General features: G+C 49.5%; 18 protein-coding genes and 4 tRNA genes. 15 read left to right on the plus strand and 7 right to left on the minus strand.

Annotation, left to right across the window (positions count from 1 at the left end; all coding sequences use genetic code 11):
• Position 1: 1 nt before the first annotated feature.
• The gene (locus ASG24_RS11165; protein WP_055871396.1) at positions 2–841 is read right to left on the minus strand and encodes a 23S rRNA (adenine(2030)-N(6))-methyltransferase RlmJ; all 840 of its coding nucleotides are present in this window, start codon (positions 839–841) and stop codon (positions 2–4) included.
• A gap of 102 nt (positions 842–943) precedes the next feature.
• On the opposite strand from ASG24_RS11165, the gene ASG24_RS11170 reads away from it, so the two are divergent.
• The 13 genes from ASG24_RS11170 (at position 944) to ASG24_RS11230 (ending at position 15,652) form a co-directional block, all read left to right on the plus strand.
• Positions 944–1,660: a cation diffusion facilitator family transporter gene (locus ASG24_RS11170; protein ID WP_082488079.1), complete on the plus strand. Its 717-nt coding sequence runs from the start codon at positions 944–946 to the stop codon at positions 1,658–1,660.
• Positions 1,661–1,689: 29 nt separating this feature from the next.
• Positions 1,690–1,869 (plus strand): 4-oxalocrotonate tautomerase family protein, encoded by a 180-nt coding sequence (locus tag ASG24_RS11175; RefSeq protein WP_055830975.1) that lies wholly within the window; start codon positions 1,690–1,692, stop codon positions 1,867–1,869.
• Positions 1,870–1,921: 52 nt separating this feature from the next.
• On the plus strand, positions 1,922–3,721 hold the full coding sequence (gene uvrC / locus ASG24_RS11180) for an excinuclease ABC subunit UvrC (RefSeq protein ID WP_055871399.1): 1,800 nt from the start codon (positions 1,922–1,924) through the stop codon (positions 3,719–3,721).
• Positions 3,722–3,757: 36 nt separating this feature from the next.
• Positions 3,758–4,339, plus strand: a complete 582-nt coding sequence (gene pgsA / locus ASG24_RS11185; RefSeq protein ID WP_082488080.1) for a CDP-diacylglycerol--glycerol-3-phosphate 3-phosphatidyltransferase — start codon at positions 3,758–3,760, stop codon at positions 4,337–4,339.
• A 107-nt stretch (positions 4,340–4,446) separates the two neighbouring features.
• Positions 4,447–4,522, plus strand: a tRNA-Gly gene (locus ASG24_RS11190).
• A gap of 61 nt (positions 4,523–4,583) precedes the next feature.
• Positions 4,584–4,657, plus strand: a tRNA-Cys gene (locus ASG24_RS11195).
• Between the two features lie 5 nt (positions 4,658–4,662).
• A tRNA-Gly gene (locus tag ASG24_RS11200) sits at positions 4,663–4,738 on the plus strand.
• A 79-nt stretch (positions 4,739–4,817) separates the two neighbouring features.
• Positions 4,818–4,904, plus strand: a tRNA-Leu gene (locus tag ASG24_RS11205).
• A 238-nt stretch (positions 4,905–5,142) separates the two neighbouring features.
• The gene (locus ASG24_RS11210) at positions 5,143–5,529 is read left to right on the plus strand and encodes a hypothetical protein (RefSeq protein WP_156376556.1); all 387 of its coding nucleotides are present in this window, start codon (positions 5,143–5,145) and stop codon (positions 5,527–5,529) included.
• Between the two features lie 183 nt (positions 5,530–5,712).
• On the plus strand, positions 5,713–6,084 hold the full coding sequence (locus tag ASG24_RS11215; RefSeq protein WP_055871403.1) for a hypothetical protein: 372 nt from the start codon (positions 5,713–5,715) through the stop codon (positions 6,082–6,084).
• A gap of 302 nt (positions 6,085–6,386) precedes the next feature.
• Positions 6,387–7,346 carry a YihY/virulence factor BrkB family protein gene (locus ASG24_RS11220; protein ID WP_229007135.1) on the plus strand — a complete coding sequence of 320 codons (960 nt, stop codon included), beginning with the start codon at positions 6,387–6,389 and terminating at the stop codon, positions 7,344–7,346.
• Between the two features lie 192 nt (positions 7,347–7,538).
• Positions 7,539–7,787: a helix-turn-helix transcriptional regulator gene (locus tag ASG24_RS11225; RefSeq protein ID WP_055871406.1), complete on the plus strand. Its 249-nt coding sequence runs from the start codon at positions 7,539–7,541 to the stop codon at positions 7,785–7,787.
• A 299-nt stretch (positions 7,788–8,086) separates the two neighbouring features.
• Positions 8,087–15,652 carry a tetratricopeptide repeat protein gene (locus ASG24_RS11230; RefSeq protein ID WP_055871409.1) on the plus strand — a complete coding sequence of 2,522 codons (7,566 nt, stop codon included), beginning with the start codon at positions 8,087–8,089 and terminating at the stop codon, positions 15,650–15,652.
• Between the two features lie 904 nt (positions 15,653–16,556).
• On the opposite strand, the gene ASG24_RS11235 is transcribed toward ASG24_RS11230, so the two are convergent.
• Genes ASG24_RS11235 through aepX form a run of 6 tightly spaced genes read right to left on the minus strand, consistent with a single transcriptional unit; the run spans position 16,557 to position 22,521 of the window.
• Positions 16,557–17,948, minus strand: coding sequence for a tetratricopeptide repeat protein (locus tag ASG24_RS11235; protein ID WP_055871411.1), 1,392 nt, complete (start codon positions 17,946–17,948; stop codon positions 16,557–16,559).
• 9 nt (positions 17,949–17,957) lie between these two features.
• Positions 17,958–18,656, minus strand: coding sequence for a bifunctional 2-polyprenyl-6-hydroxyphenol methylase/3-demethylubiquinol 3-O-methyltransferase UbiG (locus tag ASG24_RS11240; protein WP_055871414.1), 699 nt, complete (start codon positions 18,654–18,656; stop codon positions 17,958–17,960).
• Positions 18,653–19,063 (minus strand): adenylyltransferase/cytidyltransferase family protein, encoded by a 411-nt coding sequence (locus ASG24_RS11245; RefSeq protein ID WP_235562402.1) that lies wholly within the window; start codon positions 19,061–19,063, stop codon positions 18,653–18,655. The genes ASG24_RS11240 and ASG24_RS11245 overlap by 4 nt, the downstream gene beginning before the upstream one ends.
• Positions 19,060–20,052 carry a hypothetical protein gene (locus ASG24_RS11250; protein WP_055871418.1) on the minus strand — a complete coding sequence of 331 codons (993 nt, stop codon included), beginning with the start codon at positions 20,050–20,052 and terminating at the stop codon, positions 19,060–19,062. The genes ASG24_RS11245 and ASG24_RS11250 overlap by 4 nt, the downstream gene beginning before the upstream one ends.
• On the minus strand, positions 20,045–21,205 hold the full coding sequence (gene aepY / locus ASG24_RS11255; protein WP_055871421.1) for a phosphonopyruvate decarboxylase: 1,161 nt from the start codon (positions 21,203–21,205) through the stop codon (positions 20,045–20,047). Before aepY ends, ASG24_RS11250 begins: the two co-directional genes overlap by 8 nt.
• 17 nt (positions 21,206–21,222) lie before the next feature.
• Entirely contained in the window at positions 21,223–22,521 is a 1,299-nt protein-coding gene (gene aepX, locus ASG24_RS11260; RefSeq protein ID WP_055871423.1) for a phosphoenolpyruvate mutase, read from the minus strand.
• A gap of 512 nt (positions 22,522–23,033) precedes the next feature.
• Here aepX and ASG24_RS11265 point away from each other — a divergent pair.
• On the plus strand, positions 23,034–23,831 hold the full coding sequence (locus tag ASG24_RS11265; RefSeq protein ID WP_055830996.1) for a flagellin: 798 nt from the start codon (positions 23,034–23,036) through the stop codon (positions 23,829–23,831).
• 70 nt (positions 23,832–23,901) lie between these two features.
• Positions 23,902–24,243 (plus strand): flagellar protein FlaG, encoded by a 342-nt coding sequence (locus ASG24_RS11270; RefSeq protein WP_088178548.1) that lies wholly within the window; start codon positions 23,902–23,904, stop codon positions 24,241–24,243.
• Positions 24,244–24,258: the final 15 nt, after the last annotated feature.

Genomic DNA, 24,258 nt, shown 5'->3' on the forward strand with positions numbered 1-24,258 from the left:
CTTATTTCTGCTGGCCTTCACACCAGGCTCGCGCATGGTCATCTTGCGCTAATGTCTGTGCTAACCACTCTAATTGCGGCTCTACAGATTGGCGAAGTGTCCAGGGCGGGTTAATCACCCACATGCCGCTGCCATGCATGCCAAACCCATCGGCGCCGGCCTGCTGCACATCGAGGCAGATATGCAAATAATCCGTATTCAGTTCACGCAGTTTATCCAGCATTTGCTGCGGTTCAGGTCGTTGCAGTCGCGGATACCAGATCAGGTAAGTCCCGGTAGAAAAACGCTTTAGCGCTTCTTTGATACAGCTGACCACGCGCACATAGTCATCTTTGACTTCATACGGCGGGTCGATAAGCACCAGGCCGCGCTTGGTAGGCGGCGGTAAGCAGGCTTTGATCCCTTCAAATCCATCCTTGGCTTGAATGGAAACCTGCCTTTTGCGATGATCAAATTGCTGTTCAAGCAGGGTAGCATCTGCAGGATGCAGTTCAAACAAACGTAACTTATCGTCTGCTCTTAAAAAATGATCGGCGATACAAGGTGAACCAGGGTAAGAATCCTTGCCTGCGATGTTGTGCGTTTCTGAGACTGATTGTAAGTAACTGTCGAAAGCATCTGGTGGGCTGGTTTGCTGCAGTCTGGTAATACCGCCAAGATACTCAGCGGTTTTATTAGCGATTGCCGTATCCAGGCGATAAATACCCGCCCCGGCATGAGTATCTACGACCCAATAAGGTTTGTCTTTTTGATTGAAATATTCCAGCACCAGGCTGTAAACCCAATGTTTGAGAACATCGGCATGATTGCCGGCATGAAAGGCGTGTCGGTAACTTAACATGGCATAGCTCTTGAGGAGCCGCTATAAAACAATTCAATATTATAAGTCCATTTTTGTTGCGGCCTATTGTGGAATCACGCTAAATTGTTTTAGCATGCAGACATGGACAAATCTCATACAAAACACGCTGCAACGCATGACTGCTGTGGTTCAGGTCAGCAAAAACACCATGCAAAACATGATCACCATCACGATGACCATGTTCATGGTGATCACGAGCACACTAACCCGTTTTTAATTCCTTTTCTGGCAATCACTGTTTTTGCAGTAGTCGAGTTTGCGGGTGGACTCTGGACGCAATCGCTGGCATTACTTAGTGATGCCTGGCATATGTTATTTGATGTGCTGGCGCTCGGATTAGCCATGTGGGCCGCGCACCAGACGCGTAAAAGCCCGGAAACCAGCCGCCTGGAGTTACGCGTTTCCATGGTGAATGCTGCCTCCATGCTGGTGGTCGCGGTCTGGATCATTATCGAAGCGATTGAACGGCTTAGAAATCCAGTGCCTGTAGCCGGCGGCTATGTCAGTATCATTGCTGTATTGGGTTTGCTGGTGAATATCTTTGTTGCCAAGCATATGCATCATCAGCATCAACATCATGGGGGTGATGCCAGCCTCAATCACCGTGCCGCTTTTTTACACGTTCTGGGTGACCTGTTAGGCTCTGTCACAGCAATCGTCGCTGGGGTAGTGATTTATTTCACTGGCTGGGTGACTATAGATCCCATATTATCGATTGTGATTTCAGTTTTACTGTTTGCCGTCACCGTTAATTTAATCAGGGACATACGACGCGGCACTGTTAATCATCCACATTAGCTTGTACTTTAATTGATAGGAGAACACTTATGCCATACGTGAATGTCAAACTGGCTGGTTCTGTGACCAAAGAACAGAAAAAGCAAATCGCCAAGGAAATCACAGAAACTCTGACCAGGCATGCACAAAAACCTGCCAGCTATACCTATATAGTATTTGAAGAAGTCGAATACGAGGATTGGGCGATTGGTGGGGAGTTGCTGGGTTGACGCCTTCAAAGTTAACGTCTTGAACCCATGCACATGCGTGTAAAATACACGCATGTTTGATCCCAAACCCATACTCAAGAATTTGCCGAATTTGCCGGGTGTCTACCGCATGCTCAATGCGGAAAACACGCCTATTTATGTCGGCAAAGCCAAAGACCTGAAAAAACGGGTTTCCAGTTACTTCAATAAAAATATCAACAGCCCGCGGACCAAAATGATGGTGTCGCAGATTGCCGCTATTGAAACCACAGTGACCCGCTCCGAGGCGGAAGCCTTGCTGCTGGAAAATAACCTGATTAAAGGCTTGATGCCGCGTTACAACGTGTTGTTCCGCGATGATAAGTCCTATCCTTACATCAGCCTCACCGGCGACGCGTTTCCCAGGCTGGCGTTTCATCGGGGCGCGCAGCGTAAAGGACATCAATATTTCGGGCCTTTCCCGAGTGCATTGGCGGTGCGCGAAAGTATTCAGTTGCTGCAGAAGGTATTTAAATTACGCACATGTGAAAACACCGTATTTGCCAATCGTTCCCGCCCATGCCTGCAATACCAGATTGCACGTTGTACTGCGCCATGTGTGAACCTCATCTCGGAAGAGAATTACGCGAGCGATGTGCGGCACGCTGCCATGTTTTTGCTAGGCAAAACCAACGAAGTGATCGATGCGCTGGGTAGCGAAATGAATAAGGCCGCCGAAGCGTTTGAGTATGAGCATGCCGCGATTCTGCGTGACCGTATGCAAGCCTTGCGCCAGGTGCAGGCCAAGCAGTTCGTCAGTGATTTCAGTGTCAGTGACGCTGATGTGATTGCCTGCGCCGAGACACAAGGTCAGCACTGCATTAACCTGGTGATGATCCGTGGCGGAAGGCATTTGGGCGATAAAAGTTTTTTCCCAAAAAATAGCCAGGATGCTGAACTGGTAGAAACGGTAGAAGCGTTTCTCACACAGTATTACATTTCGCAAAACACGCCGCCATTACTGGTCTGCGGGGCTGAGGTAGCCAAGGATGAGTTTGAAGAAATATTAAGTGAACAGTCTGGCCGTAAAATCAGAGTGTTAACTAATGCCATTGGCGATAAGAAGGTATGGCTGAAAATGGCGCAAACGAATGCTGAGCTGGCGCTACAGCAACGATTGGCAACTTCAGCCAATCAGCAAGCGCGGCTGGTTGCATTGCGTGAAGCACTGCATCTATCAGAAGGCACAGAGCGCATCGAGTGTTTTGATATCAGTCACACCATGGGTGAAGCGACTGTTGGCAGCTGCGTAGTGTTTGACCGCGGCGATATGCAAAATAGCGAATACCGGCGCTACAACATCACCGGCATTACGCCAGGTGATGACTATGCGGCCATGCGAGATGTATTAACCCGGCGCTATCGCAAAGTGGCGGCGGGTGAGGGCAAGCGGCCTGACCTAGTGTTTATCGATGGCGGCAAGGGTCAGCTAGGCGTTGCTATCGAAGTCATGCAGGAAGTCGGTCTGGACGATATCTTGCTGGTCGGCATTGCCAAGGGCGAGGAACGTAAGCCTGGGCTGGAAACCATGATCTTTTCGGATACGGGTGAAATGCTGAATTTGCCGACCGATAACCTTGGTTTGCATTTGCTTCAGCAAATCCGCGACGAAGCGCATAGATTTGCCATTACCGGCCACCGTGCCAAACGAGCTAAAGCGCGAATTACATCCAGCCTGGAAGAAATCGAAGGCATCGGTGCCAAGCGGCGCAAAGCCTTGCTGATGCGTTTTGGTGGCCTGGATGGGATAAAAAGTGCTAGCATAGATGAAATTGCCCAAGTCGAAGGCATTAGTCAGGCATTGGCGCAAAGCATTTATGAACGCCTGCATTGATTACTTTCAAGCGACATCAATAAGAAACAGATATCTATGTGGACTATCCCCAACCTGCTAACCTTGCTGCGTATCGCCATGATTCCGGTGTTCGTCGGCATGTTCTACTTTCCAGCCAATGCAGTGACAGCACAAGGTTTACCCGCCCATTGGGTCAACCTGGCGGCTTCTTCCGTATTTATGCTGGCCGCATTTACCGACTGGCTGGATGGCTACTGGGCACGCAAATATCAGCAGATGTCAAAGTTCGGCGCATTCCTGGACCCGGTGGCAGATAAATTAATGGTTGCTGCAGCACTCATCGTGTTGGTAGAGTTAAATCGGGTAGGGGCCGTGGTTGCCCTCATCATCATAGGTCGTGAAATTGCCATCAGTGCTTTACGCGAGTGGATGGCCAGTATCGGTAAAGGTGCGAATGTTGCAGTGGCCGTGGTGGGTAAAGTGAAAACTGCAGCACAAATGCTCGCCATTATCCTGTTGCTTTGGTACGACCCGCTGTTCGGGGTGAATATCCAGTGGTTGGGCGAGTGGTTGATCGTCATCGCTGCATTATTGACCCTGATTTCGATGGGTTATTACCTTAAAGCAGCATGGCCTGCCATCCGCGAAACCATCTGAAAAAGCATTCCTGCATAAAGTCTGGTTTTTTCATAAATCTTCCTTGACACAGGGTCAAAAATCATTAAAATGCCAGCTTCCTTACGACGCATGGCGCAAGGAAATACGCGGGAATAGCTCAGTTGGTAGAGCGCAACCTTGCCAAGGTTGAGGTCGCGAGTTCGAGACTCGTTTCCCGCTCCAAATTCAGGGGAAAGCACTGCTTTCCCTTTTTAACATAAGTGGTTTTTATGTTGTTGGTTCTGGCGCGATAGCAAAGCGGTTATGCCGCGGCCTGCAAAGCCGTTTAGGCCGGTTCGACTCCGGCTCGCGCCTCCAGATATGCGGGAATAGCTCAGTTGGTAGAGCGCAACCTTGCCAAGGTTGAGGTCGCGAGTTCGAGACTCGTTTCCCGCTCCAAATTTCTCTCAAGCACGTCACCTAAGAGGGTATGCAAAACCCTTCAAAGTGTTAAAATACGCAGCTTGACAGACCTACCGCCCGGATGGTGAAACTGGTAGACACAAGGGACTTAAAATCCCTCGGCTTAACGGCTGTGCCGGTTCGATTCCGGCTCCGGGCACCATTACACAAAATCAATACCTGTTTATTCGGCTAAGCCAATAAACAGGTCCAGCCTAAACATCCCGCAGCCCTTTTTCCCTGTCCAAGCGTATACTGAGATATGTTGTAGAGACTACATTTCTTGTCAGCCGGATAGACTCAAAGGAACTGCCAGGTCTATCTTGTATCTATTCATATAAATAATAATCTTTGCCATGGTGACGCAGGTTTTTTTTGCAGTAAATCAACTTGGAGTGTTTATGAAATACATACTCATCCTGCTCATGGCCATTCATTTGACGGCATGCATAACCACGCCTCAAGTGAAGAGTAGCGAAGTGGCACCGGCGCAAAATTACCAGTTCGCAGGCGATAATGAATCCACCAAAATTACCGGTTTGCTGGAAAAGTACGGCAATGACTGGGCCTATCACGGTGCGTTTCTGACGGTTAAAATTGGTAACGAGGAAGTGATCGTAAGAAAGCCTGTCGATAGATATAATTTTTCAGGCGAAGTTGGCGGCAATACTTATCGTGACAAAAAGGTAAGCGCTTCATGCATAGGTTATGCGGTGACGGATAGATGGACGGATGTGCATTGTACTGTCTTCGTCGGTAATGAGCAGACAGTGACGCTGACATTCTAGTGGGTTGTAGTGGTTACACTTACTCTAGTGCCGCTGTAATATCCTTTATCAACCTAAAGTGGGCGTTGTTAATTCAATGTCCACTTTGCATTTAATAGCATGTAAATAGTTTTTCCCTTTTTAATCAAAGAATTAATTTCAATCAAATATGGTTACCTTATAAAAACATATAAGGAGGCAATCATGAATTTCAATACTATTGATGCTGTCAGCAAAATCGGGCATACGAATACAGTGCTTAAATTTAATAAGAAAGATATTGAAGACTCTGTAGAACAAAACGCTACTGCTAGCAAAACTTTCCTAAGTGAATCTTCCTCTCAAAAAGTGGGTGTGAAAGATCCGTACCAGGAATTGAGCGACTTTATGAAAATGACGGATGCGCAAAAGATGCAATATCTCTGGCTCAAGAAACATGGCATTTCACAAGAGGAGTTTGATGCCATGAGCGGTGAAGATAAACAGAAGCTGGTTGAAAAAATGCAGGAAGAACTGAAAGCTCAGATGAAAAACGCAATTGAGTCACCAGAGAAAACATCGTTATCCTTAGCCTAATCTGCGACTAATCCTGCGCACAAAGTTTGTTCGCTTTCCTAAACATAAAACACTACGTAAGCCCTTTCTGACAGCAGAATACGTTTTATCTTATGCCTTTGCCATAATGAAATAGTTATCCTGAGTTTGCTGATTTCAATGAGCTTGTCTCATTTAGAACGCGGCATCGAACGGTGCCTTTAGGCACCGTTTTCATTTTGATGAGAGCAATTTATTATTCTTCCATAAGATCGCTGCATTAGGCTAATTGCTTGTCACACCTTAAAAAACTAAAAATGAAGAGTGAATAGACTGAGATGACAATGAAAGAAACCTGGGTATTGATTAAAAGCGCTTTTACTTCGTGGAGCGATGACTACGCACAAAGTATGGGTGCTGCTCTGGCGTATTACACCATGTTTTCGATTGCACCTCTATTGCTGATCGTGATTTCTATTTCGGGCTTGATTTTCGGGCAAGAAGCGGCACGTGGCGAAATCATTGGCCAATTGAATAATCTGATGGGCGAGCAGGGTGCAGAAGCGGTGCAGACGCTTCTGCAAAGCACCAGTCAGCCACTTGAAGGCGTCACTGCAACCACTATTGGCATCATATTATTGCTGGTCGGTGCCACCAGTGTCTTTGGTGAGCTGCAAGATTCCCTGGACCGTATTTGGAAAGCGCCGGCAAGAGCCAAGAGTGGTGTGTGGAAACTGATTCGCGCCCGATTATTGTCTTTTGGCATGATCATGGGTATTGGCTTTTTACTAATGGTTTCCCTGGTATTCAGTGCAGGCTTATCAGCCATGAGTAAATGGTGGTCACCGGTATTTTCTAGTTGGGTGATGGTGGCTAGCATCTTCAATTTCATATTCAGTTTTTTACTGACCACAGGCATGTTTGCCATGATCTACAAAATCATGCCGCGGGCGAGGATCCGCTGGAACGAAGTGTGGATAGGGGCACTACTAACTGCAGTTTTGTTTACCATAGGTAAATGGTTAATCGGTATTTATATCGGCAGAAGTGCGATTTCAAGCGGTTACGGTGCTGCCGGTTCTATTCTGGCCTTGTTGATCTGGATTTATTACTCTGCACAGATATTCCTGATAGGCGCCGAGTTTACCTGGGCTTATTCGCATATTTTCGGTTCACGAAAAGGCAGGGATACACCAGAAGACCTGGCGAGTGCTTTGGTGGAGAATGGCGCTAAAACGCTGGAGTCTGACAGCAAAATTGCGCAAACCGTGCGTACCCAAAAACGTAAGCCCCGGCTTAAATAAGCTTCGCTATATCATTTAACCTTGCATACATATTTAATTTCTACATTATCAATTCTAATATTATATAAAATTGTATAATGATCCCGGTTCCAGCCTCAGTATTGATCTCGATCAATACGCCTGACAGCAACGATAGGCTGAGAAGACTCCAGGTCTTCAAACCGAACAAGAGTTTAAAATGTGGGAAGTAGTGTGATTTACGTTGAATTAAAATCTGTCATTCTAAAAAAACAATTGGTATGGGGTAGAACCATCACCATCACCGAAATTGCCGATGCAAGCGGGATCAGCCGCATGACCCTGCATCGTATGCTCAAAGACCAGACCTACAATGCCAGCACTGATCACCTCAATAAGCTGTGTGCTTACCTGGAATGTACATTATATGACCTGGTTCGCTGGGAGCCTGATAGCCCTAATTTGCAGGAATATGTCGCCTAGCCTTCACTCATTTCTGTTTCCAAGCAGCCTCTCGAATACAGCTCCTTCGCAAAACCCTTGTCAAAAACTGCATTGTTTACGGCTTTTTGCCCCAAAGCTTTAATTAAAAGCGCTGATTTATAAAAATCTGCAGAGCCATGGTTTTACCTGAGTTTGAGGCCAGGCAAAGGCTGGTAGGGTGTTTCGGGTAATGTTACCCGTTTGAAACAGTTAAGTTGACTGGTTTTTCCAGCGTTTTTTCTGCAATCCATATCTACGCAAACTCACAATAATAAGAGAAATTTTTTGGAATTTCTTTTATGCGTTTGTCGTCCGATGTCTCGTCGTCTGCTCACTCCCTGCAAAGGGATTGCAGCTATTGGATGCAACAGCTTGTTGAAGCCTGGAAACAGGGCGACTGGCCTCTGTGTCTGACATTGGCGCAGAAAATCACGACTGACTTCCCCGAGGAAGGCCTGGCCTGGAAGTTACTGGGCAGTCTGTATCAGCAGCAAGATCAATTAAGCGCTGCCGTAGAAGCCTTTTCACAGGCAGGAAAATTGCTGAAGAAAGATGCCGAAGTATTCTATAACCTGGCGAATGTACATGCCCAGTTGCAGGAGCATCCACAAGCAATCAAAAATTACCGCCAGACGCTCAAACTAAGCCCGGCCTTTAGCCGTGCCTATGCAAACTGGGCGAGCGTACTTAAAAAAACCGGTCAATTGAAAGAGGCCGAAAAACTATTGCGCCGCGGCCTGAATATTCACCAGCAGGATGGCCGTGTCAACTTTGAACTGGCAACCTTGCTGCATGAAGCAGACAAGCCATTGGAAGCGATCCAGTATTACCGCGAAGCGGCAGCTATCGAGCCAGGCAATGCCATCATCTTTTTTAATATGGCGGTCGCGCTGGAGCTATTGGGTAACGAAAGTGAAGCCATTCAGGCCTATGAAACAGCTATTGCACACCAGCCAGACTATGTGGAAGCTTATAGCCATCTGGGCGCGCTATATCTTAAAAAAGCCAATTTTGATGAAGCGGAGCAATGGCTGCTTGCGGGCTACGCTGTCAACTCGCAAGAATTATCCATATTAAAAAATCTTGCCAAGTTGTACCGGGTCACGCAACGTACACGCGAGTATCAGCATTACGTTGACCAGGTCATGCGCATGCAAGACTTTAATGCGGAGCAATTGAATAATGTAGCCGCTGAATTACTGGATCAGTGCCTGTACGCAGAGGCTGAGCGCTATTGCAATAAAGCTTTGGAGCAGGATCCCGGTAACCCTTATATTTATGGCAACCTGGGATTGATCGAGAATGCACGTTCAGCGTTTGACAAGGCATGCCTCAACTTTGAAAAAGCCCTGGAGTTGTTGCCTGATTCTGAGGTGATACTGAGCAATTACAGTATCAGCCTGCGCCTGTTGGGACGCTATCCTGAAGCGATTGCCAGCCTGGAAAAAGCCATCGCGCTCAAGCCTGACCATCTGTCAGCTTATATCAACCTGAGCAGTATTTACCTGGATCTGGGCAAAGCTGAACTGGCGATTGAGATACTGGAAAAAGTACTGGTACAGGACCCTGACCATGTTATGGCGCTGAGAAACCTGTTGTTTTCAGATAGCTATGTGAATTACCTGACTGAAGAAAAACATACTGCCTATGTTGCCAGACTTGGGCAGTTGATGATGCAGGAAAAAACGCCGTTCCAGGCATGGAACATCCACAAAAATGACCAGCGCTTACGCGTAGGCATTGTGTCTGCAGATCTGAGACGCCACCCGGTTGGTTATTTCATTGAAAACTGGGTAAAGCATTTTAATCCTGGCCAGCTGGAAGTCTATGGCTACTCTACCGATGGTCGTGAAGATGTACTCACGCACGAATTAAAAGGCTATTGCAACGAATGGCGTTCACTGGCTGGTTTGACCGATGAACAGGCTGCACGCCTGATTCATAACGATGGCATTCATGTTTTACTGGATTTGTCCGGCCTGACCGGCGGCACACGCTTACCTGTATTTGCCTGGAAACCGGCGCCGGTACAAGCTGCCTGGCTGGGTTACTGGGGTACCACTGGCTTGCCGGTGATGGATTATGTGATTGCTGACCCTGTCAGTGTCAATGCACAGGTGGCACAACGCTTTACCGAGCAAATTGCCTATCTGCCGCATACCCGATTGTGTTTTACGGCACCGCCATTCGATATTGCCGTCAATGCCTTACCTGCTGAACAATCGGGAGTTGTCACTTTCGGTTGCTATCAAAACTACACCAAAGTCACCGATGCGGTATTAACGCTTTGGGGACGCATTTTTTCGGCACACCCAGCAGCCAGGTTACGCTGGCAGTGCAAGACCTTCAACGATGCCGCCGCCAGGGCGGAAACTCTCGAAAGATTAGCTAACGTTGGTATCAATGCCGAGCGTTGTGAATTGCTGGGGATGGTGACGCGGGAGGCTTACCTGAAAAGCCATCACGCAGTGGATATGATCCTGGATACTTTCCCCTTCAGTGGCGGTACCACGACTTGTGAAGCCTTGTGGATGGGTGTACCTACCCTGACATTATTGAGCGATACGCTGATCGGTCGCCAGGGTGCCAGCATGCTGACCTGCGCAGGCTTGAGCGACTGGGTGGCGGAAACTGCTGATGAATATGTAGAAAAAGCGGTGACATTCGCCAATGATTTGCCGGCTTTGGCCACCACGCGACTAGGTTTGCGGGCAACAGTGTTGCAGTCACCATTGATGGATGCTGCACTATTTGCGCAAGATTTTGAAAGGCTGTTATTCAGCTTTTGGCAGCAGGCCACATCCGGCCTGAAGGAAAATCAGCTACTTGCTCGCGCGCCAGTTCAGGCCGTGTTTAGTGGGGAGCAACCGGTATGGGTAGTTAGTGCCACACGCATGAGCGAAGAAGCCTTCTGGCGCGATGCGGCGCTGGGCAAATCTTTAAAACGCCATATGCGCCAGGATGCGCGACTGGTTGCCAGGATCGCTTGTGAGAACACGCGCGGCCTGTCCGAGATTTTTAATGACGCCATTGCTGCTGCGCCTGATGATGCCTTGCTGGTATTTATCCATGACGATGTCTGGATTGATGAAAATACTTTTGTACAAACAATCTCTGACGGCTTGCAGCAATACGACGTGATTGGGGTGGCCGGTAATGCCCGTATTCAGCCCGGCCAAACCGGCTGGTGTTTTGTCGATACCAAATTTACCTGGGATGACACCGCTTATCTGCGTGGTGCAGTTAGTCATGGCCAGCACGCATTCGGTCCTGCATCAGCCTATGGCGAACCTGCCGGTGCTGCGCAATTAATGGATGGCGTTTTCCTGGCCGCTTATAAAAAGCGACTGGTCGAATCACAGGTGAGCTTTGATCCGCAGTTTGACTTTCACTTTTATGACCTGGATTTTTGCCGTACCGCCACCCGTGCCGGATTGCAACTGGGTGTGTGGCCTTTGCGCATGACCCATCAAAGTGGCGGTGCATTTGGTACCCAGCGCTGGCGTGATAAATATTTGCAATATGCGCAAAAATGGGAACCAGCATTGCAAACACCATCCGCTGCGCTGGAAGCCTCCATTGCCGAAGTGTTTGACCAGGCAGCTGCGGAGCAGCAACTGGGCCGGTATGCTGAAGCACGCGCGCTGTACCAGGAAATCTTGCAGATTCATCCCCAGCATGCACTGTCATTACATAACCTGGGCCTGATTGCCTGGGATGAGCAACAGCATACGCAAGCGATTGCTTTATTTGAGCAGGCTCACAGATTGGAGCCAGAGCAATGGCAATTATTGAGTAATTACCTGAATGCGTTACACGGTTCAAATGACCCTCAATTCCAGGAAGTACTGGGAAAGGCATTGCAAAGTGGCCAGCATACGCAAGCACTGAATGCTTTATTGGCCTCATGGGGGTTGGCAGAGCAGGCAACCAGTGTTCAAGCCCTGGAAGCGGAGGAGGCCGATTTAATGCGTCTGTTTGAGCTTGCCAAATACACCGAGATGCAACAGCGTTTGGACAGTGTGTTGCAACAGCACCCGGACTGGCTGAACGGCTGGAAAATGCTGAGTGACGTACGCATTTTGCTGAAGGAAGATGCACGCGAGCCGGCCAAGCGCGCCCTGGCACTCAATGCTAATGACCCGATAGAACATTGCTATTACGGCCTGGTGCTGAAAGCACAGGGTGATTTGACCGCTGCCGTCCAGGCATTTGAACAAGCCATCGCACTGAAACCGGATTACGCAGCTGCCTACAATAACCTGGGTATTGTGCTGAAAGACCTGGGTGCCGTGGATAAAGCGATCGCCCACTTTAAACAGGCACTGACATTACAACCTGGCGATGCCGGTTGTTTCAGCAACCTGCTGTTTTGCATGAGCCATGCGCAAGGCATTCCCGCAGGAGAATTATTGCAGGCCCACCAGGCCTATGCAGAATTATATGAAGCACCGTTAAAAGCTCACTGGCAGCCACATGACAATGACCGAGACCTGGATAGGCCACTGAAAGTAGGCTTTGTGTCTGCTGATTTCAGGGCGCATTCCATTCCCCATTTCCTCAAGCCATTGTTGCTTGGCTTGGCAAGTAACCAGCAACTGGAGTTGCATGCTTATTATAACCATCCAATAAGTGATCAAGTCACCGCAAAAATGCGTGAATATTTTGCCAGCTGGAAAGACGTCACTGAGCAGTCTGATGAGGCTCTGGCAAATACAATCCGCCAGGATGGCATTGATATCCTGATTGATTTATCCGGCCATACCTCAGGTAACCGCCTGCTGACATTTGCCAGGAAACCTGCGCCTATCCAGCTTAGCTGGCTGGGCTATATGAACACCACAGGCCTGGCTGCCATGGATTACTACCTGACTGATGAGGCATTGACGCCGGTTGGTGAGTTTGATGCCCAGTTCACTGAAAAACTGGTGCAGTTACCGGTAAATGCGCCATTTATGCCAGATACAAGCATGTCTGAGGTTAAGCCATTGCCTGCGTTAAGCAATGGTTATATCACCTTTGGCTGCTTTAACCGCCCGAACAAAATCACGCAGGCCACCGTACAGTTATGGGCGCAGCTAATGCAAGTTGTGCCAGATAGCCGCATGATCCTGGGGGGTATATCCTCTTCAGAGAATGGCAGTCATCTGGTGAGCTGGTTTCAGCAGGCAGGCATCGCGGGTGACCGCCTGCAACTGGTTGCGCGCAGTCACATGGCTGACTATTTACAGCAATACCATCGTGTAGATATTTGCCTGGATACCTTTCCGTCGAATGGGCTCACCACAACCGCCCATGCCTTATGGATGGGTGTACCTACGCTTTGCCAGGTAGGTGATCGCCTCAACAGCCGCGGTGCAATGGCATTGATGCAGCATGCGGGCTTAAACAACTGGATTGCTGCAGATGCACAGGCCTGGATAGCTCAAGGGGCCAATTTATGTGCTGATCTTGCAGCGCTGGCAGAAGTACGTAACGGCATGCGTGAGCGCTTGCAACAGTCATTGTTGTCACAGCCTGCCAAATTGTCAGCCACCCTTGCTGATGCATTACGCGTGATGTGGCAACGCTGGTGCCAACACCAGACTGCACAATCTTTTAACATGCACTTGCTTGCAGAAGAGAGCGACGCCCTGGCGTCACCTGCAACCCAACTGACCGCAACCAAACAAATGACCTTAAAAGGACCCACCATGGAAACTTTAGCGATGCAATCTGCCCCTGCGGAAACAGCTTTAGACTCACAAAACGCTCACCAACAGACACTGGAACAAACCGTTGAAGAAGTCTTGCAACTGGCGATACAGCACCAGGAAAAAGGGGAGTTGACTGAGGCAGCAGCGCTGTACCAGGAGATTCTGGGGATTGCCCCGAAACATGATGTGGCTTATTACGGGCTGGGGCTTATTGCTTTGCAGGAATCCGCTAAAGCAGCGTTGCCGTTACTCGAACAGGCTGTGATCCTGGCACCACAAACGCAGGATTACTGGACTGCCTATGTGCACGCCTTAATGCAAACCACAAATCAGAAAGAAGTGACTGAGGTCATCGCTTTCGCCAGACAGCATGGTTTGTCTGAAGCAGCGATCCAGCAACTGAACCAGGCCTGCCAGGAATTTTACGCGCAGGCTGTGCCGGTGACTGTTGCACCTGTTGCCACAGGCAACCAGAAGCCAGCAACTGTTGGTGGTTATATTTACCGCGCGCAAGACAACTTTTACCAGCGTGCGCAGGCGGAAGCCTTTGGCTACGAGGATGCCGGTAATGCCGAGCAACGGTTGTATGACATCATCCGCCAGGCCCGCGACAAAAGTGTATTTTCGGATGAATTGGCTTCCAAAGCCACTGACTGGCCCAGCTATTACCACCTGACTTCACAACGCGCCAACCTGTTGCGTCCTTTTGCAGAGAAAATAGCTAACGGTAAGGTACTTGAGCTGGGTGCCGGTTGTGGCGCGATCACACGTTTCCTGGGTGAGCTGGGTGGGGAAGTGGTCGTGGTGGAGGGCAGCCCTAACCGCGCCCGTATCATCGGCCAACGCTGCGCTGAGTTAAAGAACGTCAATGTATTCTGCGATCTGATCCAGTCTTATGAGACGGATGAAAAATTTGATGTCGTCACTTTGATTGGCGTGCTGGAATACGCGCAAGTGTATGTCAAGGAACCTAATCCGCTGCTGACTTTACTGCAAAAAGCCAAGTCTTTCCTGAAAGAAGACGGCATGCTGATTGTGGCGATTGAGAACCAGCTGGGCCTGAAGTATTTCAACGGCGCGCCTGAAGACCATATGGGTCAGGCGATGTATGGAATTAATGATTCCTACAGTACTACCAGCCCGATCACCTTTGGCCGCGTCGAGCTCGATGCATTGATCCGCAGCGCCGGTTTTGAAACGACAGAACTGTATGTGCCACTGCCTGATTACAAAACACCGGTCACTGTGATTTATCCTGAAGGGTTTAACACTGCGCATAAAGCAGCAGGCTGGGATATCGGTGCTTTGGCTGCCGGTTCAGTCGTGCATGACAGACAATCGCCACGTCATCCTACCTTCTCGCTGGAAAATGCATGGAAAGTCCTTGCCCGCAATAACCTGGTAGAAGACATGGCCAACTCGTTTATGTTCGTGGCTTATCCTACGCAGCAAACCGGCAAACAGCATCCTGAGGTACTGGCAGCCCATTATGGTTGCCAGCGCCAAGCTGTATTCAGCAAGGAAACCCAATTCGTGCAGGCTGACAAGGGATTGGTAACACGCACGCGTAATACCGGTGAGACTATCAAACTGCTGACAGCAGACTGGGAACAATCTCCTTACCACGGCGGTACTTTATGGATGGATAAACTGACCCAATTGGTGAACCGTCCTGGATGGCGTGTAGAGCATCTTGCTGCCTGGGCTGAAGTATGGGTAAAAGCACTTGCTGCCAATGCGACACAGGGTGGACATACCCTTCCGGAGTTTGCCGGTGCTACCGATTTACTGCCATCGAAATACTTTGATGCCACCCCGACTAATTTCGTGGTGGATACACAAGGGCAGGGCCATTTCTTTGACCTGGAGTGGGACTTTGCCATTCCTTTGCCAGTCTCGTTCGTGGCATTGCGTGGCCTGTTCCTGACGTTGCATCGCATCCGTGGCTGCGCCAAGCCGCATGCGAATACGCCATCTAATATTGGAGGCTTGTCACTGGCAATCCTCGAAACACTGGGATATACCTACCAGGATCATGAGTTACAGGCGTTTATCAGTGTATTCAACCGTTTGCAGAACCTGATCCAGGGCTTGCCGGAACAACATGTGAATGGCTTGACGGCGGAATTCTCCTGCGCTGTATTGCCGGTGCGTCAGCTGTTTACTTAATGAACGGGGTTTGATGAAAGCCTGCCATTGCGAAGTGGCAGGCTTTTTTATGGTTGCTGGATATGAAGCTCAGCAGACTAGCAAACTGTACGCTTAGTTTGCTTGCAACAAAGAGCAGTAGCTTTGAGGGTTTAATCGGTATTTCTTTGGTAATTCACCTATGTATTTCGCCCTTAGGCGAGTTACTTTTCTTTGCTTGCCCAAAGAATAAGTAACCAAAAGAAAGGGCACCCTAGCTTCCGCTTGTTTCCTGCGTTGCTCGTCAAAATAAGCGGTCGCGAAACTCGCCCTGACAAACCACACACTTCGTGGCTTGTTGCGGAGCTCATACAGTCGCTCCCTTATTTCTTATTTTGCCTGCGCTACTCGGCGCGTCAGATAGGGACCCGTGAAAACCACACGCTCGCAGTTTAACGAGACTCGCCGCATTCATTCCCGCACAATCATTGAAATAAAACAAAGCAAACCTGCAAAACAAAAGAATTGATTTGTGGGATTTAGTCTTGGGCGTTTAAAAGGGCACTAAGCGCCCTCAATGTAACCATTTAGTTATCGTTTCATCGTGGTGGTTTTAAACGGGCCCCTATCTGACGCGCCGAGTAGCGCAGTCAGCGTGGGAGTCTTCGGCCAGCGTCTGTTTGAGTTCCGCGGTGGCTTGCGATTTGTGCAAGCCGCTAGGGCGAGTTTCGTTGGACGCCCACGTTGACGAGCAACGCAGGGAACAAGCGGAAGCTAGGGTGCATTTCTTTTGGTTACATTTTCTTTGTGCAAACAAAGAAAAGTAACTCGCCTAAGGGCGAAATACATAGGTGAATTACCAAAGAAATACCGATTAGGAACTTCACATATCAGCCAGCAGGTGAGTACAATCATGTTGCGCGAAATCCCTGCCAGCACTGAAAATCTAGAACATCGTTTCCATACACTTGCGGATATGCGGAATAGATGCCGCCGAATTAGGCGCATGCTTGCTCAGTTTCACCAGCGTCTGCAACGCCTTATCCGCCTTCTGCTGCAAACAATACACTTCTGTCAGATTACTCAGCGGAATCGCAGGGTTTTCCTGCGCGAAATGCACCGCTTTTTCCAGCAGCATCTCGGCATCTTCAAATTGTCCCTGGCTGACCAGCAAGGTACCCAGGTCATTGTAGGGCTCCCAGCAGGTACTACCTTTTTTGATCAGCTCCAGCATGATCTGGGTAGACAGTTGCATATCGCCTTCTGCAGCCAGCTGTTCTGCATGCTGGTACGTCGTACGGTCGATTTCTACCTGGGCTGTCAGTGGCGGTGTCGGTAATGGCTGGCCTTGCAAGGCTGCGACCATATTGTCGACAATCAGTCTGGCGCTTTCACCAAGATGGGCAAATTGCTGTTTTTTATTCGTATCAATCTCGGTCTGGTATTGCTGCGGATTCTCCAGCACATTCAATACGGTGTCTCGCAGGTTGGCGCGTGTGGTTTTGGTGACATAATCATATGGCACGCAAGCCGGTCTTGGCGGGTTGGTGTCAGGAATCACCCAGTCAATCACCGCTACGCCGGGCACGTCCAGCAGCAAAGCTTCGGTCAATACACTGGATTCGTCAGATACCATGACATCGGCCAGCCCCAGGCAGTACATAATGCTGATCTCGCGATCAATCACATAGACATTGTCGGCGCAGCCTCTGTGCAGGGCATCCATCTCGTCAATATTATTCAACACCCAGCGGTATTTTTCTGACCAGGGCGCCTGTTTCAGCAGGAGGTTGACCGGCAAATCCTTTAACGCCTGTACAAAGTCATCCTGCTTGCCGTGGTTTTCCCAGGAAGGAGCATACAACACAGAGCGCTCGTATTTCAGACCCAGTTGCTCGCGCAGGGCTTTCGCCTGTTGCTTGAATTCATCCTGGTTGCGGTAGACCAGGTCGGCCTTGGGCCAGCCCAGATCAAATACGCCTAATTTAGGCCTGGCCTTGGCAAATACTGCCTGGGTTTGCCAGCGGTCTACCCAGTTGGCGCCGGGTACGATGCCCATATCAAAGGCATCCCAAGGTTCGTGATGCCAGAAGTGCGGCCAGATATCATGGCGCTGTGCCAGGTCGTGCAGCAATATGATGGAAAAGCCGGCATTGGGCTTGCAAGCATGCTCGCAATAGACACCGATTTCAGCATATTGCCTGGAATCCATGCTCCATTGAATCGGAAAACCTCTGCCTGCCGCTTCATCCGCGATAGGTGCTAATGCCTGGCGCTCGCAATTATCGGTATAAAAGAAAGTAATCGCAGGCAGGGTGCTAAGTGTGGATGTCGTCATGATCAGTCGTTATCCATGTAAATGTTTGGAGAAAATCACACTGAAGCGAAATTCGCTTTGCGTATAGTTGGGCACGCAGCTTTCAAAGGCCTGGTGCGGCCATTGCGGCAACTGATTGATAAACCATTCCGGAGTGTAATAAGTGTGGTGCAAACCACGGTATTTCTCTTCGTATTCAGCCTCAGTCAGGGCTTCACGGCGAGCCAGCTCACAGGCTGCCCTAGTGGCTGCATTCGGGACATCCAGTATGGCAATCCCATGCCTGGCTTTTTTCCACATGGCTTGTAATACCTGTGCGGCGGTCGCTTCATCGAAATAGTGAAACACGCTATTGGCAATGACAAAATCGTAGCCTGTTTCGGTATCGAGAGACTGGGCACCTTGTACCAGGAATTCACCGTCTGGCATGGCTTTTTGTGCAGCTTCTATCAAGCCTGCGGCATAATCCAGGCCGCCGACTTCCAGTGCCATCTGCTCGCGCAACGAAAACAGGAAAGCGCCGGCACCGCAACCTACTTCAAATACGGAGTTGCCCGGTTTCAGGCCCAGCTTTTCACTGATACGGCGGGTATATTCCTGCCAGTCGGCCAGGTTGATCTTGCCGGCACCGCTATCAAAGCCATCCAGCGAGATCAAGGTCTCGAGCGTGATTGCATGTTGCGGTTGCAGGGTACGTTTTTCCCAGATTTGTTGCCATAAATTGCTCATGAGTTAGCTTCCATTTTTTGACTGACGGCTTTGAGAACACGGGCACGCAACTGCGTGCTGCTGATACCTTCTGTGCGTGGCAGGATATGTAGTTTCTCAGCCGCGATCGGGTTGCTGTTATCGTGGCCGTGTACCAGTAAATCAATATTGTGCTGCTGCAGGAAATCGTCATCCAGCAGCCATGGGCTGGGCACGACTTCATCGACATCTCGCATTGCCAGTAACACTTCTGCACGAGCGGTATAATCCAGCTCAGGCTCATAGCCTTTCTTGCTGCGGATTTCTTCGTCGGTGGTCAAGGCCACTACTACGTGACCTAGCTGTTTCGCCTGTTTCAGCAGGCGGACATGGCCGTGATGGATCAGGGTGGCGGACATATCAACCATGATGCGTTTTGGTGCGTTCACGCCAGTACCTCCAGCATATTTAAGATCTCACCCGTTGCCGCTGAACCGAGGTGCGCTTCACCCAGGTGGCAGACTACGCTGCCACCGCTGATGCCGCGTGGTGCATACAACACTGCACGTGGGTCACGCGAGCCTATCCTGGCATCTACCCAGGTGCACAATGCAGGCTGGTGACTCGCGGGATGGGTGGCATAGCTTGAAAATTTTTGCAGCATGGCCGTTTTATTGATAAATACGGCTTCGCGTAAATCATTATGCTTGGGCAACACTTCATATAATGAAGCAATTGCATGGTAAGGGCCGGTCATGCGCCGCTCCAGATGCGTATGCAGGTTCAGGTAAAACCCGTCCACGCTATTGGTCGGCAACTGGTTAAATGCAATGAATGCAGCACCGGTCAGGCCAAACAGTCCTTTGCAGGAACTATAGGCAATCACATCCGCCTGGTCGTGGTCGGCTTCCAGGCCGATAGAGGCGGTCGCATCCAGGAAAAGTTGTGCATCTACGCGGTTTGCCAGCACACGTAATTCATTCATGGGTAGTTTCAGGCCTATGCTGGTTTCGGTGTAGCAGGCGACGACCCAGTCATATTGTCCAGCAATATCTGCAATATCCAGCCAGTTGACCACGGTAACCGTACGCACATGGCCCAGACGCTGGGCTGCTTCGGCAAAACTTGCCAGGCGTTGGGCATAGTAGCCGCTGTCTATCACCAGCACTTTGCCGAACAGGAAATTCAGTGAGGCGATTTCCAGCGCCAGGCTGGCAGAGCCTTGCAGGCGGGCGATCTGGGCATGACCTGTCATGCTTTTTAATGCATCGAGGACAGCCTGTTCTACCTGCTGGTAATCTGTATCGCCACGGCCAAAACACGGCCGCAAGCCGAGCAGGTTTTCTTCCAGCAAACTGGCTGGGCCAGCAGTAAACAAGGCTTTGGCGCTATTTTTCTGCGTGATATGCGCCAATAAAGTTGGCGACTGGTCAGGCATACGCGACCTCTTCCAAAAATTGCATAAAGTCTTGTTTGTTCTGTGCCGGTGTACGGGTAGGGCGACCTAAATCAGCGCGTGCTCCACGTCGGCAAAGTACTTCGATAAAGCAGCTTTGGCCCAGGCTCAAGGCATACTGTAATGCCTCACTGAGCTGGCTGTTCGAACTGACCCGGATGACCCACTGGTAACCGGCTGCTTTGGCTATGCTGGAAAGATTTAATTGTGCGGCCACGGTAGGCTGGCCGCCAACAGAATCATGCGCACCATTGTTAAAGACGATATGTACCAGGTTGTGTTGTTGTGCGCTCAATGTCAGGCTGCCCATATGCATGAGCAGGGCGCCATCTCCATCCAGGCAAACCACTTGCCGGTCCGGCTGTGCCAACGCGATGCCGCAGGCAATTTGTGAAGCGTGCCCCATGCCGCCTACGGTCAAAAAATCTCGTGCATGACCACTATTGTTTGCATGCCTGAATTCAAACAGCTCGCGCGATGCCATGCCAGTCGTGGAAACCACGGCGACATCTTTGGAAAGCAGGCTGACGATACGCGTCAGCATATCTTCACGGCTAGGCAGTAAAGCATCTTTGCCAACTGGTTTGTTGGCCGATTTTGGTTTGTAAGGCGCAAAACTTTGTTTGCGCACCACCAAAGCCACCGGGCCTGACCTGCGTTTTGCCAGGGAAAGCAGCCGGCGGGTTTGTGTCAATGCGCAACTAAGATCGGTCTGGAAAATTTCAAACGGAATACCCATGATTTCCAATTGCTCAAGCGTGATCTGGCCTTGCTTGACGTGCTGCGGTTCATCATGGATCTGCGTACCATCTTGCTGCATTTCACCACGCCAGCCAATCACCATCAGCATGGGGATACCATAAATCTGCGGGTCAGCCAGGGAAGCGACAGGGTTTACCACATTGCCGAGACCGGAATTCTGCATATAGACCAGTGCCGGACTGCCAGTGGCAAGGTAATGCCCCATGGCCAGACCAGTAGCACCCCCTTCATTGGCGGCAATCACATGTTTCTGTTCAGGCAGGCGATCAGAAAAGCAGGCGCATAACTCCTTTAATAAGGAATCAGGTACACCGGTAAAAAACTGCACGCCTGCCAGTTGCAGCGCCTCAAGAAATGCACCAGCTTCTATCATGGTGGATGCTCCTTTTATTATTTGGTACCAGGGATCAGTGACAACACGTCGTTGATCGACATCAGTTCGGATTCGACTTCTGCGGTCCGCCCATTTCTGAGAATTTCCATGGCCGTACGCTGCATGGCCGGATAAGCTGCGCGCATCATGTGGTTGGCATAAATCACCAGATTGAATCCACGGGCGGCCAGTTCTTCTTCGGTCACCGTGCAGTAACTGGTAGGTACACACACCAGTGGCGTCGTCGGGAATTCGGATTTAAAGATTTTGGCAAACTCGAATACTTCGTCCGGCGATTTCTGGCGGCTGTGTATCATGATGCCGTCCACGCCTGCACCGACATAAGCTTGTGCACGTTTGACGGCGTCTTCCATGCCTTTTTCCAGGATCAGGCTTTCGATACGCGCAATCACCATAAAGTCATCACTGACACGGGCGGCACGGCCGGCGGCGATCTTGTCGCAGAAGGGTTGAATGTCATCCTGCAATTGCGCAACCTCATTGCCAAACAGAGAATTCTTTTTTAAGCCTATCTTGTCTTCAATGATGGTGGCGGAAATACCAAGGCGTTCCATGCTGCGCACATTGAGTTCAAAGTGCTCCAGCTTGCCGCCGGTATCAGCGTCCATCACCAATGGTTTGGTGGTGACATCGAAAATATCGTTGATATTGGATAAACGGCTGTTGATCTCCAGTGCTTCAATATCCGGTTTGCCGCGCGCAGTGGAGTCCGTCAGTGAACTGGACCAGAAACCATCGAACTGGCAGTTCTTGCCATTGCGTTGGGCGATCGCATGCTCTGCAATGAGGGCCGAGATAGGGTTATGTGCTTCGATAAAACGGGAAATCGGTTTGGCAGCCAGCAATCTTTTTAAGGTACGGCGGCGGATATCCGGCGTGGTGCCCAGCGTTTGTATCTGGCCCAGCATCTCGTTGGATGAGATGCCGCGGGTATAAGGAATCTCAATGAGATGGCCGCCATATTCAGCCAGTGCTGCGCGGGCGCGTTCACGATAAGGCAGTAATGGACCATCCAGCCAGTCATCGCCATGCACCATGATGTCAGGTTTGTGTTTCAGCAGGTTGGGTGCGTAGTCCCATTCGTCCTGTGGTACGACATTGACCACACCGCGAATGTTCTCAACGATAGATTTACGTTGATCATAAGTCAGGTAGGGCAAGCGTTTGTGATCTGCCACAGCCGCATCCGACAATAAACCAATCGTGACATCGCCGTACTTTCTTGCCTGCTCGATGATATTGATATGCCCGTGATGCAGAATATCTACCGTCATACCTACATAAACTGATGCCATGCAACACTCCTATATATATGCCTTGTTCACATCCGCCAGAAAGGCGAGCTGAACATCTGTAGGAATTATGAAGTGCAGGGCATGAAATTAATTGTGTGAAAAACGCCTTAAAGTACCTTTAAATCCTTATCTATATATAAGGTTGCTTTGCAGGCAGATATCGCATCAGCTAGTTAAATAAATTAAGAGGTGATTCACGGCTAACTCCGCAAATGAGTTTGGGCTGGCCTTATTTAAAATAGGTCAAATTGAATTTATAACCATTAAATTTAAATAAGGACTAAAGAACTCCGAAGAGCCGTCGTTAACAGAAACAAGTGCTCGACCGATGTAAAGATGTAAAAAAAGAAATTTTAAATGCAACATTAAAGAAATTTCGGAAGCGGTCGATAACATAAACAACAACGATGAATTAGCAAGATTTAGTAAGTAGTAAGCGAATCAACGTTGAAGTAATAGTAATACGACGATTTGACACTTAACTGGATATACGACTCTCAAGGAGAAATAACATGGCTGCTGTAATTAACACAAACATTGCATCTTTAAACGCACAACGTAACCTGAGTGCTTCACAATCAAGCATGAATCAATCGATTCAACGTTTGTCTTCAGGTCTGCGCATTAACAGTTCTAAAGATGACGCTGCTGGCTTGGCAATTGCTACACGTATGGACGCACAAATCCGCGGTATGGATGTAGCGGTTCGTAACTCTAACGACGCGATTTCTTTCCTGCAAACTGCTGAAGGTGGTTTGAGCAAAGGTACTGACGCTTTACAACGTATGCGTGAACTTGCTGTACAGGCTGCTAACGGTTCTTATAGCTCTGGTGACCGTGCAAACCTGAATGCTGAATTCTCACAACTGTCTTCAGAATTGACCCGCTTGAGCACTGCCACCAAGTTTAACGGTGAGCCAGCTTTAGGTCAGGGCTATCAGTTCCAGGTAGGTGCAGATGCATCTGACACCATCAGCGTTAGCTCTGTAGCTGCGGTAAGTATGTCTGGTTCCCTGTCTACAGCAGCTTCTGCTTCTGCTGCACTGACAGCGATCGATGCGGCACTGGATACAGTGAACACCAACCGTGCGACATTGGGTGCTTACCAGAACCGTTTTGAATCTGTGATCAGCAACCTGCAAATTTCGTCTGAGAACATGTCTGCTGCCAAGTCTCGTATCATGGATGCCGACTTTGCTTCAGAAACAGCGAAGATGACACGTGCTCAGATCCTGCAACAAGCTGGTACAGCAATGTTGGCTCAGGCGAACCAGTTGCCTAACCAAGTGATGACACTGTTAAGAGGTTAATTCCCTAACCAGTTGAATCCCATCCACAGAGACCCGTCTCTGTGGATTTAGGTTAAGCAGAAGGAGCATTATCATGAGTCAATCTATAGATGGAGTAGGCGGACGTCCGGTAAGCGGACTGGCTGCTGTAAACAGTCTTAAGTTGGTGAAGTATGGAAGTGGTGAGCAAAAACCTGCTGAGGTGTTAGACAAGGCAACCTTGACAGGTGCAGTCAACAAACTGAATGAGTATGTTGCCCCTGCATTGCAGACCATTGAGTTTTCAATTGATGATGAGTCTGATCGCATTGTGGTGAAAGTAGTGGATACCGAAACGCAAAAGGTATTACGCCAGATCCCGAATGAAGAAGTGCTTGCGATTAGTAAAACCCTGGATAAGTTGCGTGGCCTGGTGATCAGGCAAACGGTCTAGGGTAACTTTGTTTAA

This window comes from Methylophilus sp. Leaf414 (genome assembly GCF_001425425.1).
Taxonomy (GTDB): domain Bacteria; phylum Pseudomonadota; class Gammaproteobacteria; order Burkholderiales; family Methylophilaceae; genus Methylophilus.